Source organism: Mycobacterium sp. UM_WGJ (assembly GCF_000455125.1).
Lineage (GTDB): Bacteria > Actinomycetota > Actinomycetes > Mycobacteriales > Mycobacteriaceae > Mycobacterium.
The window spans coordinates 13,238-30,042 of sequence record NZ_AUWR01000028.1; the positions used below are offsets into that span (position 1 = coordinate 13,238).

Here is a 16,805-nt window from a genome sequence, read left to right on the forward strand (position 1 = left end):
TCACAATGGCTCGTGCGGTCGGAATCGACCTCGGGACTACCAACTCTTGCGTCTCGGTGCTCGAGGGCGGCGACCCTGTCGTCGTAGCCAACTCGGAGGGCTCGCGCACGACCCCGTCGGTCGTCGCATTCGCCCGTAATGGTGAAGTGCTGGTCGGCCAGCCCGCCAAGAACCAGGCGGTCACCAACGTCGACCGCACCATTCGCTCGGTCAAGCGTCACATCGGCAGCGACTGGAAAGTCGAGATCGACGGCAAGGACTACACCGCGCAGGAGATCAGCGCCCGCGTGCTGATGAAGCTCAAGCGTGACGCGGAGGCCTACCTCGGTGAGGACATCACCGACGCCGTGATCACCGTGCCGGCGTACTTCAACGACGCCCAGCGCCAGGCCACCAAGGAAGCCGGTCAGATCGCCGGGCTGAACGTGCTGCGCATCGTCAACGAGCCGACCGCGGCTGCGCTGGCCTACGGCCTGGACAAGGGCCACAAGGAACAGACCATCCTGGTGTTCGACCTCGGTGGCGGCACCTTCGACGTCTCCCTGCTGGAGATCGGCGAGGGCGTGGTCGAGGTGCGGGCCACCTCCGGTGACAACCACCTCGGTGGTGACGACTGGGACGACCGTGTCGTCGACTGGCTGGTCGACAAGTTCAAGGGCACCTCGGGCATCGACCTGACCAAGGACAAGATGGCCATGCAGCGGCTGCGTGAAGCGGCCGAGAAGGCCAAGATCGAGCTGTCCAGCTCGCAGAGCACCTCGATCAACCTGCCCTACATCACTGTCGACGCCGACAAGAACCCGCTGTTCCTCGACGAGCAGCTGACCCGTTCGGAGTTCCAGAAGATCACCCAGGATCTGCTGGACCGCACCCGCAAGCCGTTCCAGTCGGTGATCAAGGACGCCGGTATCTCGGTGTCGGAGATCGACCACGTGGTGCTGGTGGGTGGTTCCACCCGGATGCCCGCGGTCACCGAGCTGGTCAAGGAGCTGACCGGTGGTCAGGAGCCCAACAAGGGCGTCAACCCCGACGAGGTTGTCGCCGTGGGCGCCGCCCTGCAGGCCGGTGTGCTCAAGGGTGAGGTGAAAGACGTTCTGCTGCTTGACGTCACCCCGCTGTCGCTCGGTATCGAGACCAAGGGCGGCGTGATGACCAAGCTGATCGAGCGCAACACCACCATCCCGACCAAGCGCAGCGAGACCTTCACCACCGCCGACGACAACCAGCCGTCGGTCCAGATCCAGGTCTTCCAGGGTGAGCGCGAGATCGCCTCGCACAACAAGCTGCTGGGCTCTTTCGAGCTCACCGGTATCCCGCCGGCCCCGCGCGGTGTCCCGCAGATCGAGGTCACCTTTGACATCGACGCCAACGGCATCGTGCACGTCACCGCCAAGGACAAGGGCACCGGCAAGGAGAACACGATCAAGATCCAGGAGGGCTCCGGCCTGTCCCAGGAGGAGATCGACCGGATGATCAAGGACGCCGAGGCGCACGCCGAGGAGGACCGCAAGCGTCGCGAAGAGGCCGACGTGCGCAACCAGGCCGAGTCGCTGGTCTACCAGACGGAGAAGTTCGTCAAGGAGCAGCGCGAAGCCGAGGGCGGCTCCAAGGTTCCCGAGGACACCCTCGGCAAGGTGGACGCAGCCATCGGCGAAGCCAAGAAGGCGTTGGAGGGCACCGACATCGGCGCCATCAAGGCGGCGATGGAGAAGCTGGGCGTCGAGTCGCAGGCGCTGGGTCAGGCGATCTACGAGGCCACCCAGGCTGAGCAGGCCGCCGCTGGAGCAGAAGGCGCCGGGTCCGCTAGCGACGACGACGTCGTGGACGCAGAGGTGGTCGACGACGGAGACACCAAGTGAGCGAAGAACACTCACGCGAATCGTCTCCGGAGACCATCACCGTCACCGACAAGCGGCGCATCGACCCGGAAACCGGTGAAGTGCGGGAGAGTTCCTCCGGGCCGGCCCCTAGTGGGCCGGCGCCGGAGGAGCCGGCCGCCAGCGAGGACCAGGCCGATCAGGTCGCCGAGCTGACCGCCGACCTGCAGCGAGTCCAGGCGGACTTCGCCAACTACCGCAAGCGGATGCTGCGCGATCAGCAAGGTATCGCCGACCGGGCCAAGGCCGCAGTGGTGACCGAATTGCTCGGGATCCTCGACGACCTGGACCGCGCCCGAAGCCACGGCGACTTGGAAGCGGGCCCGCTGAAGGCAGTGGCGGACAAGCTGACCGGTGTGCTCACCGGAATGGGACTGACGTCGTTCGGCGCCGAGGGCGACGAATTCGACCCGTTGCTGCATGAGGCGGTCCAGCATGAGGGCGACGGGACGCACTCGGTGATCGGCGCCGTCCTGAGACGGGGCTACAAGCTCGGCGAGCAGGTACTGCGGCACGCGATGGTGGGCGTGGTCGACACCGTCCCGGAAGCCGGTTCCGACGGAGCGGTTGTCGACGGCGACACTGCTGAAGAGAATTGACAGGTAAGGAGGTGACGCGTCATGGCTCAGCGTGAATGGGTCGAAAAGGACTTCTATAAGGAGTTGGGCGTCTCCTCCGACGCCAGCGAGAAGGAGATCAAGAGCGCCTACCGCAAGTTGGCCTCCGAGCTGCATCCGGATCGCAACCCGAACAACCCGGCCGCCGCAGACCGCTTCAAGGCGGTCTCCGAGGCCTACAGCGTGTTGTCCGATGAAGCCAAGCGCAAGGAGTACGACGAGACCCGCCGGCTGTTCGCAGGCGGCGGGTTCGGGCGGCGCTTCAACGGCGGTGGTGGCTTCGGCGGCGGTAACTTCGACCGGTTCTCCACCGGCGGCGACGGCAACGAATTCAACCTCAACGACCTGTTCGGCGCTGCCGGCCAGACCGGTGGGGCCAACATCGGTGATCTCTTCGGCGGCCTGTTCGGGCGCGGTGCGCAGCAACGCCCGAGCCGGCCGCGCCGCGGCAACGACCTGGAGACCGACTCCGAGTTGAGCTTCCTGGAAGCCACCAAGGGCGTCGAGATGCCGCTGCGGCTGACCAGTGCCGCGCCGTGCACCAACTGTCACGGCAGTGGCGCCCGGCCGGGCACCAGCCCCCGAGTCTGCGTCTCCTGCAACGGATCCGGGGTGATCAGCAGCAATCAGGGTGCGTTCGGGTTCTCGGAACCGTGTACCGACTGCCGTGGCAGCGGATCGATCATCGAACACCCGTGTTCGGAGTGCAACGGAACCGGACGGGCAGCCCGGACCCGCACAATCAATGTACGCATTCCCCCCGGTGTCGAGGACGGCCAACGGATTCGGCTGGCGGGCCAGGGTGAGGCCGGGCTGCGCGGCGCGCCCTCGGGTGACCTCTACGTGACGGTGCGGGTGCGTCCGGACAAGGTCTTCGGGCGCGACGGGGACGACTTGACGGTCACCATCCCGGTGAGCTTCTCCGAGCTCGCTTTGGGCACCACGCTCTCGGTCCCGACGCTGGACGGCAAAGTCGGCGTGCGGGTGCCCAAGGGAACCGCCGACGGCCGGATTCTGCGGGTTCGCGGGCGCGGTGTGCCCAAACGCGGCGGCGGCAGCGGGGACCTGCTGGTCACCGTCAAGGTCGCGGTCCCACCGAATCTGGAGGGTCAGGCGCAAGAGGCGCTCGAGGCGTACGCGGCTGCGGAGCAGGCCAGCGGATTCGACCCGCGGGCCGGATGGGCGGGGAACCGGTCATGAGCAAATCCTCGGAGAGTTCGCGCACCTTCCTGATCTCGGTGGCCGCCGAGCTGGCCGGGATGCACGCGCAGACCCTGCGCACCTACGACCGGATCGGGCTGGTGAGTCCGCAGCGCAGCTCGGGTGGCGGACGCCGTTACTCCGAACGCGACGTCGACCTGCTGCGCGAGGTGCAGCGGCTTTCTCATGATGAGGGGGTCAACCTCGCCGGCATCAAGCGAATCATCGAACTGACCAACCAGGTCGAGGCGTTGCAGTCGCGGGTCAAGGAGATGGCGGCGGAGCTGGACAGGTTGCGCGCCAACCAGCGTCGCGAGATCGCGGTGGTGCCCAAGAGCACCGCCGTCGTGGTCTGGCAACCGCGCCGTTAGCGGATACGGATCGAGAACTGGGCCACGCCGGGCTGGCCCAACCGGGCCACCGCGTAGCCGCCGCGGCGCAGTGCGTCGGTAGGTGCGGCCATGGGCTCGAAGCACACCACGTCTTCGGTGGCCGGAGCGTAGATCTGCGCCGCCGGATAGCCTTGGTCGAAGCGCACCTCGATGCGTCGACCGCCGCCGGAGAGTGCGAACAGCGCTCCAGGTGCCACCTCGTCGAACCCGTGGTCGAACACCGTGTCGCCCAACAACTCTGTCGATACCGGGTGAGGCGTGAGCGCACCGGTCGGGAGATTGTGTGCGTCGACGATCCGGGACCGCATCGCCGGTGTCTCGATGAGCCACTGCGTCCTGGGTACGCCGGGAATGTGTAGGTAGGGGTGGAAGCCGAAGCACAGCGGCACCGCTGTCTCGCTGGTTGCGGTGACCGTGGTGCGCACCGTCAAGGTGCGATCCGCCAGGGTGATGGCCAGCTCCAACAGGTGCGGGAACGGGAACGTCGCCAGCAGGTCCGGGCGGGCCCCGAAGTCCAGTTCCGCGGTCAACGCCGACGCCGATCGCGCGCTCACCCGCCAACCGGGATCCCCGGCCAGGGTGCCGTGGATGGGGGCGCCGTATTCGTCGGCGTGCACCCCGCCGACGCCCGGCGTGAGCGCTACCTCCGTGGCACCCACCTGGTAGCTGTTGCCGCTCAAGCGATTCGCCCACGGATATAACAGCGGAAGGCCCATGGTCTTGTGCTCGGCAACGTAGGCGGCCACCCCCCGGCGCTGGCCGAGCAGTTCCACGCCGTCGTCGCACAGCGACGTCCCGATCATGCCCGCGCCCGGAACGAAGGTCGCCGTCAGCGACGATGACGGATCCATCACCACGCAGGACTCGAGATCAGTCACTTCTCACTCCGACAGAGGGTCGTGTTGAATGCGTTCTGGGGGAGCTCCTTTGGCGATGAGCGCCGCCACGGTAGCCCGCGTCATCTCCGGCCCACCGCAGACCAGAATCTGGCGGTCGCCCCAGCTGCCGTAGCGGGTGACCGCCTCCGCCAATCGTCCGGTCTGACGCAGATGCAATCCCCGCGGCGGGGTCACGTCGGGGTAATCGGCGGCCCATTCCGGGTCGCCCGCGTACTCCGACACCGGCGTCACCGACAGCCACGGGTTGTGTGCGGCGATCTGCCACAGAGTGGGCTGGTCGTAGAGCTCGCAGGGATAGCGGCCACCGAAGAACAGGTGCACCCGCGGGTTCACGCCCCATCGGGTCAGGTCCATGATGATTGCGCGCAGCGGCGCCAACCCGGTACTTCCGGCCACCATCAGCACGTCTCCGGCGTCGCGATCGACGTGCAGACCGCCGTGGGGGCTGGACAGTCGCCACCGGTCACCGGGCCGGGTTTCGTTGACGATCGCGGTGCTGACCAGACCGGCGGGCACCGCGCGGACGTGAAACTCGATGGCCCCGGTCTCGTCGGCGGGCATACTCGGGCTCAAGTAGCGCCATGACCGTGGGCACTGCGGCACCTCGACTTTGACGTACTGCCCCGGGTGATAGGGCAGCGGTTGGTCCAACTGGATCCGGACGACGGCGATGTCGCGGGAGACCCGGAGGTGCTCGACGACGGTGCCGTCCCACCACGCCGGGCCCTCTTCGGCATCGGCGGCGCCGCCCATCACCCCGACGATCAGATTCAGCGCCTCGCGGGCGGCGTCGTCGACGGCTGCGGTCCAGTCTTCGGCCAGCTCCGCACGCAGGGTGCTCAGAAGCACTTGGCCTATCACGTTGTAATGACGTTGCGTCACACCGTACTTGCGGTGGTCACGGCCCAGTTGGGCTAGAAGCGCTATGGGTTCTTGTGCCCGTTGGGCGATGAATTCGCTGAGCACCCAGGCCATGGCGTGGGCGAAAGCGGCCCGCTGGGTGGTCAGGTCGGCGGGGAACAGGTCACGCACCGACGGGTCGGTGCCGAACCATCGGGTGAAGAACCGGGCGACGACACCGGAACCGTCGGACGGCACGGCGAATGCGCCGTGCAGCACGCGCAGCGCGTCGCGATCGTCCAAGCCCACGGCCGCGATCTTAATGCTGGCCGGCGCCGACGCCGGCTATAGCGCGTGAATCCCGTTGTAGACCACCATTGCACCGATGAGGACCAAGATGACGGCGACGAGCGCGGCGTGCTGCTGCTCCATCCAGTCCTTGAGCCGGTTCAGCGCTGGATCCAGTCGGTCGCTGGCCGCCAGGTAGCCGAGAATCGGGATCAGGACCGAGGATGCGGCGAGCAGGACGAAGAAGATGGCCGCCGGCCAACTGTCCTCTCGACGCAGTCCGGCGCTGCCGATGGCCAGGCCGGCCGCTGCGCACATGAACAGCACCTCTGGCCGGATCACGGCCAGCGCAGCGGCCGTCAGGCCAGCGCGCGGCGGGGACATCGCGGTGAATGAGCGCATCCAGCGCGGCATCTCGCCGTGTCCGTGCCGGGTCGTCCACCGGTAGACGCCGAACGCGATCAGCAGCGCACCCACGACAATCCGCAACCACGACGCCCAGGCCGGCGGCGTGGTGTGCAAGCCGCCCAGCAGTCCGGATACGGCGATGAAGGCGGCGGTCAGTGCCGCCAGGCCCACCAGCCAACCGAGCAGGAAGGCCAGCCCGGTCTCGCGTGGGCGCGCGGTGTGCAGCACCAGCACGGCAGGGATGACGGTGATCGGCGAGAGCGCCACCACCAGCGCGAGGGGGATCAACGCGGTCCACACCGAAGCCAGGCTGGTCGTCATAGCAGCACCGTAGTCGACGCGATGGCACGGACCCGTCACCCAGCGCGCCGCCCTTGATAGATACCCATACGGGGTATAGGTTCAACGGGAAGTGTCTAGGAAGGGCGGACATGTCACCCACGTCAGAATGTCGCGACCGGCCCCCCGGACGCCGGTTCGGGGCCGCGGGAGTCGTTGCCGCGCTGACCTGCACGCTGGCCTGCTGCCTGCCGGCGGCCCTGGCGGCGCTCGGGGCCGGAGCGTCGGCCGCCGCCGGCATGGGGCACGCCGGGCATGCCACCGGCGAATTCCGGGGGTGGTTCGCGGCACTGCTCGACGTGCTGCACCGGCTCAGTCCGGTGCTGCTGACCGCATCGGTCGTGCTCGTCACGGTGGCGTTCGCGCTGCGGCGTCGTGCCGCAGTGCTACCGGCGCTGCTTGCCGGTGTGGTGCTCTACCTCAGCGTGCACGGGCAGGACGATCCCGCCGTGATGTATGCGGGGATGGCGCTGGGCTACGGCGCCTGGATCGCGTTGTACCTGTGGACGCGCCCGCGTTCCGGCGCCAGCTCGTGCCAGCCGTCAACTCTGTGACGGGCTTGCCAAGTTCAGCTCGGCCCGGACCAGCCCGGCGGCGAACTTCACCAGCTCGGCACGGCTCACGTGAAGACGGCCGTCGGCCCAGTCGAGGACCAGCGTGGTCAGGGCTCCAGACAGTGCGCTGGCACTCATGGCTTGTGTTGCGGTGACCGCAGACGAATCAGCGACACCGGATGGGCCGATCAGTGCGCCCAGCAGTCCGGGCAGAACGTCGGCGCGATGATCGGCCAGCAGGGTGCTGGATTGCGGCTCCCGCAGCAGGATCCGCAGCCGACGGGGATCTTCCTCGAAATAGGCTGTCGCCCGGTCGAGCGCCACGCTGATCGGCGCCGCTTTGCCGGCGACACCGGCCATGGTGGCAAGCAGTTCGGCGTTGCACTTGTCGTACACGGCCAGGATCAGCTCGTCTGTGTCACTGAAGCTTTCGTAGAAGTAGCGAAGGCTGAGCCCGGCGTCGCGGCACGCCGCGCGCATCGTGACGCCGGCTGTGCCCCCGGTGCCCAGCAGCTCCATTCCTGCCTCAATCAGCTGAGCCCGACGTGCCTGGGACCGGGCATCGTGGGTCTGGCCGCGCCACACCCGTGGCGCCCGTTCGCCACTCATGTGCACCTCCGAATCGTGGGGACGCCTGAGGATACGTTCCCGCGCCCGGTCGCATAGAGGAATCGGTTGATTCCAGTTGTCCGAATGCCGCTCCGCAAAAAAGATGACTTGAGCGGAACAGACTCAACCTTGACGGCGTTGGACAACACGACAACCATTTTTGGCGGGCACGTGTAGCCCGCTCTGACCCCGAATGGAGGTGTCGTGGACTCGTTCAACCCGACCACCAAGACCCAGGCAGCGCTGACCGCGGCGTTGCAGACGGCTACTGCCGCCGGCAACCCCGAAATCCGGCCCGCCCATCTGCTGCAGGCCTTGCTGACCCAGAACGACGGGATCGCCGCGCCGCTGCTGGAGGCGGTCGGTGTGAACCCGGCGACTGTCCGCGACGAAGCGCAGCGCCTGATCGAGCTGGCGCCGCAGGTGACCAGCTCCAACGCGCAGCCGCAGCTGTCCCGCGACTCGCTGGCCGCGATCACCGTCGCCCAGCAGTTGGCCACCGAACTCGATGACGAGTACGTCTCCACCGAGCACCTGATGGTCGGCTTGGCCACCGGCGCCTCCGACGTCGCCAAGCTGTTGACCGGCCACGGCGCGTCGCCGCAGGCGCTGCGGGAGGCGTTCGTCAAGGTGCGCGGCAGTGCGCGGGTCACCAGCCCTGACCCGGAGGCCAGCTACCAGGCATTGGAGAAGTACTCCACCGATCTGACCGCGCGTGCCCGCGAGGGCAAGCTGGACCCGGTGATCGGCCGTGACACCGAGATCCGCCGGGTGGTGCAGGTTTTGAGCCGGCGCACCAAGAACAACCCGGTGCTCATCGGTGAGCCCGGTGTCGGCAAGACCGCGATCGTCGAGGGCCTGGCCCAGCGCATCGTCGCCGGCGACGTCCCGGACAGCCTGCGAGACAAGACCGTCGTCAGCTTGGACCTGGGTTCGATGGTCGCGGGTGCCAAGTATCGCGGCGAGTTCGAGGAACGGCTCAAGGCCGTCCTGGACGAGATCAAGAACTCCGCCGGACAGATCATCACGTTCATCGACGAACTGCACACCATCGTCGGCGCCGGCGCGACCGGCGAAGGCGCGATGGACGCCGGCAACATGATCAAGCCGATGCTGGCGCGTGGTGAACTGCGGCTGGTTGGTGCCACCACCCTCGAGGAGTACCGCAAGTACATCGAGAAGGACGCCGCCCTGGAGCGCCGCTTCCAGCAGGTCTACGTCGGGGAGCCGTCGGTGGAGGACACCATCGGCATCCTGCGTGGCCTCAAGGACCGCTATGAAGTGCACCACGGGGTGCGCATCACCGACTCGGCGCTGGTCGCCGCGGCCACCTTGAGTGACCGCTACATCACCGCCCGGTTCCTGCCGGACAAGGCGATCGACCTGGTCGACGAGTCCGCGTCGCGGCTGCGGATGGAGATCGACTCCCGGCCCGTCGAGATCGACGAGGTAGAACGTCTGGTGCGCCGGCTGGAGATCGAGGAGATGGCGCTGGCCAAGGAGGAAGACGACGCCTCCAAGGAACGGCTGGTGAAACTACGCAGCGAGCTGGCCGACTACAAGGAGAAGCTGGCACAGCTGACGACCCGGTGGCAGAACGAGAAGGGCGCTATCGACGTCGTCCGTGAGCTCAAGGAGCAACTGGAAGAGCTGCGCGGTGAGTCCGACCGCGCCGAACGCGACGGCGACCTGGCCAAGGCCGCCGAGCTGCGCTACGGGCGCATCCCGGAGGTGGAGAAGAAGCTCGAGGCCGCGCTGCCGACCGCCCAGGCTCGCGAGGACGTGATGCTCAAGGAGGAGGTCGGACCCGACGACATCGCCGATGTGGTGAGCGCCTGGACCGGCATCCCGGCCGGCCGGCTGCTAGAAGGTGAGACCGCCAAGCTGCTGCGCATGGAAGAGGAGCTCGGCAAGCGTGTCGTCGGGCAACGTAAGCCGGTGCAGGCGGTGTCGGATGCGGTGCGGCGCAGCCGGGCCGGGGTCGCCGACCCCAACCGGCCGACGGGCTCGTTCCTGTTCCTGGGGCCGACCGGCGTCGGCAAGACCGAGCTGGCCAAGGCGCTGGCCGACTTCCTGTTCGACGACGAACGGGCCATGGTCCGCATCGACATGAGCGAGTACGGCGAGAAGCACTCGGTGGCTCGCCTGGTCGGTGCGCCTCCGGGCTACGTCGGCTACGACCAGGGCGGTCAGCTGACCGAGGCGGTGCGCCGCCGGCCCTACACGGTGGTGCTGTTCGACGAGGTCGAAAAGGCGCACCCGGACGTGTTCGACGTGCTGCTGCAGGTGCTCGATGAGGGCCGGCTCACCGACGGCCAGGGCCGCACCGTGGACTTCCGCAACACGATCTTGATCCTGACCTCCAACCTGGGGTCGGGTGGCACCGAGGAGCAGGTGATGGCCGCGGTGCGGGCGGCGTTCAAGCCGGAGTTCATCAACCGGCTTGACGACGTGCTGATCTTCGAGGGCCTCAATCCTGAGGAGCTGGTGCGGATCGTCGACATCCAGCTGCAGCAGTTGGCCAAGCGGCTGGCGCAGCGGCGGCTGACCATCGAGGTGTCGTTGGAGGCCAAGAAGTGGCTGGCTGACCGCGGATTCGACCCGGTCTACGGGGCGCGTCCACTGCGCCGGCTGATTCAACAGGCCATCGGCGACCAGTTGGCCAAGATGCTGCTGGCTGGCGAGGTGCACGACGGTGACATCGTGCCGGTCAACATCAGCGCGGACGGCGAGTCGCTGATCCTGGGCTGAGATTCCCATCACGCCACGGCCCCCCGGAAGCAGGTCCGGGGGCCCGTTGGCATTGGCCCGCGCTCCTTTGCGGATGCGGTGTTGAAGCTGATCGGTTAGCCTGGCCTTTACTGAGAAATTCCGGTGTTTTCCTACATCGTCGTTCATTCGGAGGGGTAACCATGTCAGCTCGTCGCCATCGCCTGGTGGGCGCCGTCGGTGCCGTGGGGGCGGTACTGGCGCTGGGCGCGCCCGCCCCGGCCGCTCAGGCTGACTGGGACGACCTGTTCCAGCCCATCATCGACGCGATCAGCTGGGTCGACCCGGGCATCGCCGCAGACACCGACCCGGGTTCGGCACTGGCCTCGTTGGACACCCTGTTCAACGGCTGGTACCAGGACCTCATTTACAGCCCCCTCAACAGCATCGCGCCGTGGCTGTTCGGGGACAGTCTTCCTGGCAGTGCCGTCGCGTACGGCCCGGACAGTGCCAATCTGCCGGACAGTTTCACCGTCCCGATGGAGGTCAATCTCAACACCCAACCGGTGATCAATGTCTCGGTGGGCGGCGGCGCGCAGACCGAGGTGCTGGTCGACACCGGTGCTGCCGGACTGGTCATCCCGATCTGGAACATCAACCCGTTCGGCATCACCGGTCTGCCGACCGGTTTCAACATCGGTCAGTTCGGCGGCGCGCTGAACTACTTCTATTTAGAGCTGCCCACCACGGTGACCTTCACCGGCGTGGACGGGGACACGCTGACCGCCGACACCACGGTGGATGCGGTGCTGTTCGCCTTCCCGGCGGACCTCAATCCCTTCGGCTCCTGGTCCATCTACGACTACCTGGCCGGTTCCTCCACCGGCATCTTGGGGATCGGACCGAACGCGCTCGGACCCACTCCCGACCACATTCCGACCGCCGACCTGCCGGGCACTCTGGGCAACGGCGTGCTGATCGACCAGCCGGGCGGCAGATTGGTCTTCGGGGACAACCCGCTGGAGGGCGGAACGGTTATCCAGGGGGCGCCGTGGACACTCCCCACCAGTGATCTGAAGGTGAGCATCAACGGCGAGGCGCCCTCGACGGTCAGGGCGGTGATCGACTCCGGCGGCGTGTACGGCACCATGCCGACCTCGGTGCTCAGCGCTGCCGGCGTCAGCCCGACCGCCAACGGACAGCTGCCCAGCGGGACGACCATTGAGGTGTTCACCAAGGACGGAACTCCGCTGTACTCCTACACGGTGGGCACGCAGCCCGGCGAGGTGCGCAGCCCGACCGTGATCGCCAGCGGCGGTATGAACACCGGCAACTGGCTGTTCGCCCAAGAGCCGGTCTACATTTCGTACAGCCCGGATGGCGTCGGGCAGACCATCGTGGGTGGCACCCCCATCATTCAACCGTGATGAGGTAGTGGCCGGGAGCCCGTCTGCCGGCCAAGCGTTTTTTGGCGCTTTCTTGGCTGAAACCCCTGGTGTTCTACGCCCCTGGGTGGTTTAGCTGACCCCGGTTGGTTACGGCTCAGCGGGTGTCCGTGACCTCACGCGGGAGGTTTCGGAGATGGCAGCTCGTCGACGCATGATCGGCGTGACCACGGCGGTCGGGGCGTTTCTCGCGCTGGGAGCTCCCGTGCCGACAGCACACGCCGACATCGATGACCTGCTGCAACCCATCATCGACGCCCTCAGCGGGTTCGACCCCGGCATCGCTGCCGACACCGGTCCGGGCTTCGCGCTGTCCTCGCTGGACACCATGTTCGACAGCTGGTACCAGAGCCTCGTCTACACCCCGATCAACGAGCTTGACCAGTGGATCTTCGGGGGGGCCGCCGATGCGAGCGTGGCCGGCAGCGCTGCCGCGTTCGGCCCGGACGCCACCACCGCGGACACCTTCACGGTCCCGCTGGAGGTCAGCAGCGGCACCGAACCGGTGGTGAACGTCTCGGTGGGTGGCGGACCGGAGTCGTCAGTGCTGGTCGACACCGGCTCGGCTGGTCTGGTCATGCCGATCTGGGACATCAACCCGTTCGGGATCACCGGCCTGCCCACCAGCATCAACATCGGTCAGTTCGGCAATTCGGTGGACTACGTCTACGCGGAACTGCCCACCACGGTCACGTTCACCGACGCCGCCGGCGCCACCGTCACCACCGGTACGACCGATGTCGATGCCGTGTTGTTCGCCTTCCCGGTCAGTATGTCGGCACTGTTCACCGGGTGGAATATCAGCTCCTACCTCGGCGATAACGCCGACGGCGTCTTAGGCATCGGGGCGAACGCAGCCGGGCCGACCCCTGACAGCATCCCGACCACAGCGCTGCCGGGTGCTCTCGGCGACGGTGTACTGATCGACCAGAAGGACGGCACCCTGACCTTCGGCGCCGACCCGCTGACCGGCGGAGTCGACGGCTCGCCGAACTCGACGCTGTACGTGTCCTTCGACGGCGGCAAAACGGCCACCCAGGTCGGATCGGTCATGGATTCCGGTGGGGTGAACGGGACGATCCCGGTAAGCCTGACGAACGGAAGCGCGGGGGAGGTTCTGGCCGCCGGCCAGCAGGTCAGCGTGTACACGGGCGACCCCACCAAGGGCGGTACGCTGCTCTACGACTACACGGTCGATCCGACCTCCGCCAATAGCCCGACGATCGTGTCCGGCACCTCGATGAACACCGGCAACTGGCTGTTCCAGCAGAACCAAGTGTACGTCTCGACGGCCGGCAACGGCTCCATGCACATCGTTGCGAACAAGGTCGTGACGCCCTAACGCCGCGGTGATACCGGGTTGTGACCTGAGGACGTTCGTCAGTCCCGGCCGAGAACAGATACGCTAGGCCCAATGGTCCCGCTCTGGTTCACGCTGTCCGCGCTGTGTTTCGTCGGCGCGGCCGTATTGCTGTACGTGGACATCGACCAGCGGCGCGGCCGTAGCCGGCGCCGTAAGTCCTGGGCCCGTTCGCACGGTTTCGACTTCGAGCCGGAATCCGCCGAGATCCTCCACCGCTGGAAGCGCGGCGTGATGTCGACGGTGGGCGAGGCGCCGGTGCGCAACGTGGTGCTCGGCCAGATCCGCGGCGAGGCCGTCTACATCTTTGACCTGGACGAAGTGGCGACCGTGATCGCCCTGCACCGCAAGGTCAGCACCAACGTCGTCGTCGACGTGCGGCTCAAGGGTCTCAAAGAACCGCGGGAGAACGACATCTGGCTGCTCGGAGCGATCGGCCCACGGATGGTGTACTCCACCAATCTCGACGCGGCGCGCCGAGCCTGCGACCGGCGGATGGTCACGTTCGCCCACACCGCTCCGGACTGTGCCGAGGTTATGTGGAACGAGGCGAACTGGACCCTGGTGAGCATGCCCATCACCAGCACCCGCGCCCAGTGGGATGAGGGCCTGCGCAGCGTTCGCCAATTCAACGACCTGCTGCGGGTGCTGCCGCCGAGCCCACGGCGTCAGTCCGCCGAAGCCGGAGCCGCCGCAACCGGCCGCCGCAACGGGCAACCCAGCCGTCCGCTCGGGTCGTCGGGCGCCGCTGAGGCGTCGGACGAGGGCGAGGCCGAGCAGCTTTCGTCCGCGCCGCGAGCGGCCTCACCCGCACCGGGCAAGGCCTCGTCGGCTGCAGAGCAGCTGCCGCGCCGCCGGACGAGCCGGGAGAGCTCCTCGGACGTGCTGCACGCGCCCGGCGGTCGCAACGGTCGCCAGACCGCGCACTATCAGCGCTGACAGCCTCGTTAGGCTGTCCGTCATGTCTCGCCCCGTTGCTGTGGTGACCGGGCCCACCTCCGGGCTGGGCGCCGGCTATGCCCGCCGCTACGCCGCCGATGGCTATGACCTGGTCCTGGTCTCCCGCGACGTCGAACGCCTGGAAGCGCTGGCAACCGAACTGCGGGGCAGCCACGGCGGTGCCGTCGAGGTGCTACCAGCCGACCTGGCCGACGCTGCCGGCCGCGCCAAAGTTGCCGAGCGGCTGCGCGCCGGGGTGCGGGTACTGGTCAACAACGCCGGGTTCGGCACGTCCGGGGAGTTCTGGACCGCCGACCCGGCCCTGCTGCAGTCGCAACTGGACGTCAATGTCACCGCGGTGATGCAACTGACCCGCGCCGCGCTGCCCGCGATGATCGAGGCGGGTGCCGGCACCGTCATCAATATTGCCAGCGTCGCCGGGCTGCTGTCCGGACGCGGTTCGACCTACTCGGCGTCCAAGGCCTGGGTAGTGTCGTTCACCGAAGGTCTGGCAGGCGGACTGCACGGCACCGGCGTCGGCATCCACGTGGTCTGCCCGGGATACGTCCACACCGAGTTCCACGAGCGCGCCGGAATCGATATGGCCACGCTGCCATCCTTCATGTGGATGGAGGTCGACGATGTGGTCGCGGCCAGTTTGGCCGACATCGCCCGCGGCGAGGTGGTCAGCGTTCCGGGCCTGCAATACAAGGCATTGACAGCCGTCAGTCGGCTGATTCCGCGCGGGCTGTCGCGCACGCTGACCAACACATTCGGGAGGGGCCGTGGCCGCACTTAACAACGACGAACGCGATGAGCTCGCCGCGCTGGTGCGCGAGCTGTCGGTGGTGCACGGCCGTGTGACGCTGTCCTCCGGGGCCGAAGCCGACTACTACGTCGACCTTCGCCGTTCCACCCTGCACCACCGCGCCGGCGCCCTGATCGGGCGATTGGTCCGCGAACTCACCGACGACTGGGACTACGCGGCCGTGGGCGGCCTGACCCTGGGCGCAGACCCGGTGGCGACCGCCGTTATGCACGCTCCGGGTCGCCCGATCGACGCATTCGTGGTGCGCAAGTCAGTGAAAGCGCATGGCATGCAACGCCTTATCGAAGGGTTCGACGTGGCCGGCCAACCGGTTCTGGTGGTGGAGGACACCAGCACCACCGGTGGGTCGGCGCTGACCGCGGTGCGCGCGGTGCGTGAGGCGGGCGGCAAGGTGGTCGGTGTGGCCACCGTGGTAGACCGTGCCACCGGCGCGGCCGAGGCCATCGAGGCCGAAGGCGTGCCGTATCGCAGTGTGCTCGGCCTGGCCGAGCTGGGCCTGGACTGAACTCTCCGAGGACGGTTGTGCGGAGTCTGATCGCGCTGACATCAGCGTTGGCCGTCGCCTGTGCCGCGGCCTGCTCGGGTTCCGGCACGGCCGGCCCCTACGGTGCCCACAGCGCCCCGATCGGTTCGGCTCGCACCATCCTGGGCTGGGAGATGACCCTGTCCAACCTGCGGTGGGAAGTCGACTACGCGCTGGTCGACGTCAAGGCCCGGGTCGCCGATGCCGATGCCCCGCACGCCGCCGCCGGTGAACTGCGGTTCGGGGTGTACGGCACTCCGGCGCACCCGATCGAGGCCACCGGGCTGGGCAGCTGCCGGCTGCTGGGGGAATTGGTGCCGACGCCGCTGTCGGCCAAGGAACCCGACCAGCTCAACGGGACCGTCTGTTTGGGTCCGCTCAAGGAGCGCAGCGCGCTGCGCGGGATGTATGTCTACTCGCCGGCCGACCGGATCAAGGACACCACGGTGGCCTACCCCGCGGCGTTCCCGGTGGGGCTGGCGCCGGTCAATCCGGGCGACACCGGTCTGCAGCTCACCACCCAAGGCGTGGCGGCCTACCGGGCCGACGGCGTGCCGCTGGCGCCGACGGCCCTCGGCGACCCGAAAGCGTTCACCGGCGCCGGCTCCATGGTGCTTAACCTGTCGGTCGACGCGGTCGCCTCGCAGTACCGCGACGACGCCAAAGCCCGTGGCGGACCGCTGATGTTGATCGCCGGACCCGCGACGCCGATACCTGGACTGGGCGCGGACTGCGTCGCGGCGGGATCGTCGGTGTTGATCCTGCCGGAGGCGTCGCTGAACTCGGTGCACGTGCCGACCTCGCTGTGCACGCACGGGGAGATCAACGCCGCGCTGCTGTATCCGACGGTGTCGGTGGCGGGCACGCATGCAGCCGTGTGGACCATCTCGTGACCGAGTCGTCGGACCATCCCGATTCATGCGGCGGTCCCAACTTCGCCTCTCCTCCGTCGAGTCTGACTGAACCGCCGGTTTCAT

General features: G+C 67.6%; 16 protein-coding genes. 12 read left to right on the plus strand and 4 right to left on the minus strand.

Features of this window, described 5'->3' with window-relative positions; all coding sequences use genetic code 11:
- Positions 1-5: 5 nt before the first annotated feature.
- Genes dnaK through N416_RS0110235 form a run of 4 tightly spaced genes read left to right on the plus strand, consistent with a single transcriptional unit; the run spans position 6 to position 4,065 of the window.
- Positions 6-1,859, plus strand: a complete 1,854-nt coding sequence (gene dnaK / locus N416_RS0110220; RefSeq protein WP_024442011.1) for a molecular chaperone DnaK — start codon at positions 6-8, stop codon at positions 1,857-1,859.
- Positions 1,856-2,476, plus strand: a complete 621-nt coding sequence (grpE, locus tag N416_RS0110225) for a nucleotide exchange factor GrpE (protein ID WP_024442012.1) — start codon at positions 1,856-1,858, stop codon at positions 2,474-2,476. Before dnaK ends, grpE begins: the two co-directional genes overlap by 4 nt.
- 21 nt (positions 2,477-2,497) lie before the next feature.
- Positions 2,498-3,694, plus strand: coding sequence for a molecular chaperone DnaJ (gene dnaJ, locus N416_RS0110230; RefSeq protein WP_024442013.1), 1,197 nt, complete (start codon positions 2,498-2,500; stop codon positions 3,692-3,694).
- Positions 3,691-4,065, plus strand: coding sequence for a heat shock protein transcriptional repressor HspR (locus N416_RS0110235; RefSeq protein ID WP_024442014.1), 375 nt, complete (start codon positions 3,691-3,693; stop codon positions 4,063-4,065). The genes dnaJ and N416_RS0110235 overlap by 4 nt, the downstream gene beginning before the upstream one ends.
- Here the strand turns inward: N416_RS0110235 and N416_RS0110240 are convergent.
- Genes N416_RS0110240 through N416_RS0110250 form a run of 3 tightly spaced genes read right to left on the minus strand, consistent with a single transcriptional unit; the run spans position 4,062 to position 6,842 of the window.
- Positions 4,062-4,964, minus strand: a complete 903-nt coding sequence (locus tag N416_RS0110240) for an aldose 1-epimerase (protein ID WP_024442015.1) — start codon at positions 4,962-4,964, stop codon at positions 4,062-4,064. The genes N416_RS0110235 and N416_RS0110240 overlap by 4 nt on opposite strands.
- A 3-nt stretch (positions 4,965-4,967) precedes the next feature.
- Positions 4,968-6,134, minus strand: a complete 1,167-nt coding sequence (locus tag N416_RS0110245) for an FAD-binding oxidoreductase (RefSeq protein WP_024442016.1) — start codon at positions 6,132-6,134, stop codon at positions 4,968-4,970.
- Positions 6,135-6,170: 36 nt separating this feature from the next.
- Entirely contained in the window at positions 6,171-6,842 is a 672-nt protein-coding gene (locus tag N416_RS0110250) for a GAP family protein (RefSeq protein ID WP_024442017.1), read from the minus strand.
- A gap of 110 nt (positions 6,843-6,952) precedes the next feature.
- On the opposite strand from N416_RS0110250, the gene N416_RS21520 reads away from it, so the two are divergent.
- Positions 6,953-7,414: a hypothetical protein gene (locus N416_RS21520; RefSeq protein WP_024442018.1), complete on the plus strand. Its 462-nt coding sequence runs from the start codon at positions 6,953-6,955 to the stop codon at positions 7,412-7,414.
- Here N416_RS21520 and N416_RS0110260 read toward each other — a convergent pair.
- Positions 7,403-8,023, minus strand: coding sequence for a TetR/AcrR family transcriptional regulator (locus N416_RS0110260; RefSeq protein WP_024442019.1), 621 nt, complete (start codon positions 8,021-8,023; stop codon positions 7,403-7,405). The genes N416_RS21520 and N416_RS0110260 overlap by 12 nt on opposite strands.
- Before the next feature lie 204 nt (positions 8,024-8,227).
- Here N416_RS0110260 and clpB point away from each other — a divergent pair, with 204 nt between their 5' ends.
- From clpB to N416_RS0110295, 7 genes are all read left to right on the plus strand, one after another.
- Positions 8,228-10,774: an ATP-dependent chaperone ClpB gene (clpB, locus tag N416_RS0110265; RefSeq protein ID WP_024442020.1), complete on the plus strand. Its 2,547-nt coding sequence runs from the start codon at positions 8,228-8,230 to the stop codon at positions 10,772-10,774.
- Between the two features lie 161 nt (positions 10,775-10,935).
- Positions 10,936-12,159: a PecA family PE domain-processing aspartic protease gene (locus N416_RS0110270; RefSeq protein ID WP_036457642.1), complete on the plus strand. Its 1,224-nt coding sequence runs from the start codon at positions 10,936-10,938 to the stop codon at positions 12,157-12,159.
- Positions 12,160-12,313: 154 nt separating this feature from the next.
- The gene (locus N416_RS0110275; protein WP_231384132.1) at positions 12,314-13,519 is read left to right on the plus strand and encodes a PecA family PE domain-processing aspartic protease; all 1,206 of its coding nucleotides are present in this window, start codon (positions 12,314-12,316) and stop codon (positions 13,517-13,519) included.
- A gap of 72 nt (positions 13,520-13,591) precedes the next feature.
- Positions 13,592-14,476 carry a trehalose monomycolate transport factor TtfA gene (gene ttfA, locus N416_RS0110280; RefSeq protein ID WP_024442023.1) on the plus strand — a complete coding sequence of 295 codons (885 nt, stop codon included), beginning with the start codon at positions 13,592-13,594 and terminating at the stop codon, positions 14,474-14,476.
- A 22-nt stretch (positions 14,477-14,498) separates the two neighbouring features.
- Entirely contained in the window at positions 14,499-15,275 is a 777-nt protein-coding gene (locus N416_RS0110285) for an SDR family oxidoreductase (protein WP_024442024.1), read from the plus strand.
- Entirely contained in the window at positions 15,262-15,810 is a 549-nt protein-coding gene (gene pyrE / locus N416_RS0110290) for an orotate phosphoribosyltransferase (protein ID WP_024442025.1), read from the plus strand. The genes N416_RS0110285 and pyrE overlap by 14 nt, the downstream gene beginning before the upstream one ends.
- A gap of 17 nt (positions 15,811-15,827) precedes the next feature.
- Positions 15,828-16,721 (plus strand): hypothetical protein, encoded by an 894-nt coding sequence (locus tag N416_RS0110295; RefSeq protein WP_024442026.1) that lies wholly within the window; start codon positions 15,828-15,830, stop codon positions 16,719-16,721.
- Positions 16,722-16,805: the final 84 nt, after the last annotated feature.

What these genes read in the sequence shown, in the direction of transcription:
- dnaK (WP_024442011.1), top strand. Translation starts at nt 6, where the DNA reads ATGGCTCGTGCGGTCGGAATCGACCTCGGGACTACCAACTCTTGCGTC.
- dnaJ (WP_024442013.1), top strand. Translation starts at nt 2,498, where the DNA reads ATGGCTCAGCGTGAATGGGTCGAAAAGGACTTCTATAAGGAGTTGGGC.
- N416_RS0110235 (WP_024442014.1), top strand. Translation starts at nt 3,691, where the DNA reads ATGAGCAAATCCTCGGAGAGTTCGCGCACCTTCCTGATCTCGGTGGCC.
- N416_RS0110250 (WP_024442017.1), bottom strand. Translation starts at nt 6,842, where the DNA reads ATGACGACCAGCCTGGCTTCGGTGTGGACCGCGTTGATCCCCCTCGCG.
- N416_RS21520 (WP_024442018.1), top strand. Translation starts at nt 6,953, where the DNA reads ATGTCACCCACGTCAGAATGTCGCGACCGGCCCCCCGGACGCCGGTTC.
- N416_RS0110260 (WP_024442019.1), bottom strand. Translation starts at nt 8,023, where the DNA reads ATGAGTGGCGAACGGGCGCCACGGGTGTGGCGCGGCCAGACCCACGAT.
- N416_RS0110270 (WP_036457642.1), top strand. Translation starts at nt 10,936, where the DNA reads ATGTCAGCTCGTCGCCATCGCCTGGTGGGCGCCGTCGGTGCCGTGGGG.
- N416_RS0110275 (WP_231384132.1), top strand. Translation starts at nt 12,314, where the DNA reads ATGGCAGCTCGTCGACGCATGATCGGCGTGACCACGGCGGTCGGGGCG.
- ttfA (WP_024442023.1), top strand. Translation starts at nt 13,592, where the DNA reads ATGGTCCCGCTCTGGTTCACGCTGTCCGCGCTGTGTTTCGTCGGCGCG.
- N416_RS0110285 (WP_024442024.1), top strand. Translation starts at nt 14,499, where the DNA reads ATGTCTCGCCCCGTTGCTGTGGTGACCGGGCCCACCTCCGGGCTGGGC.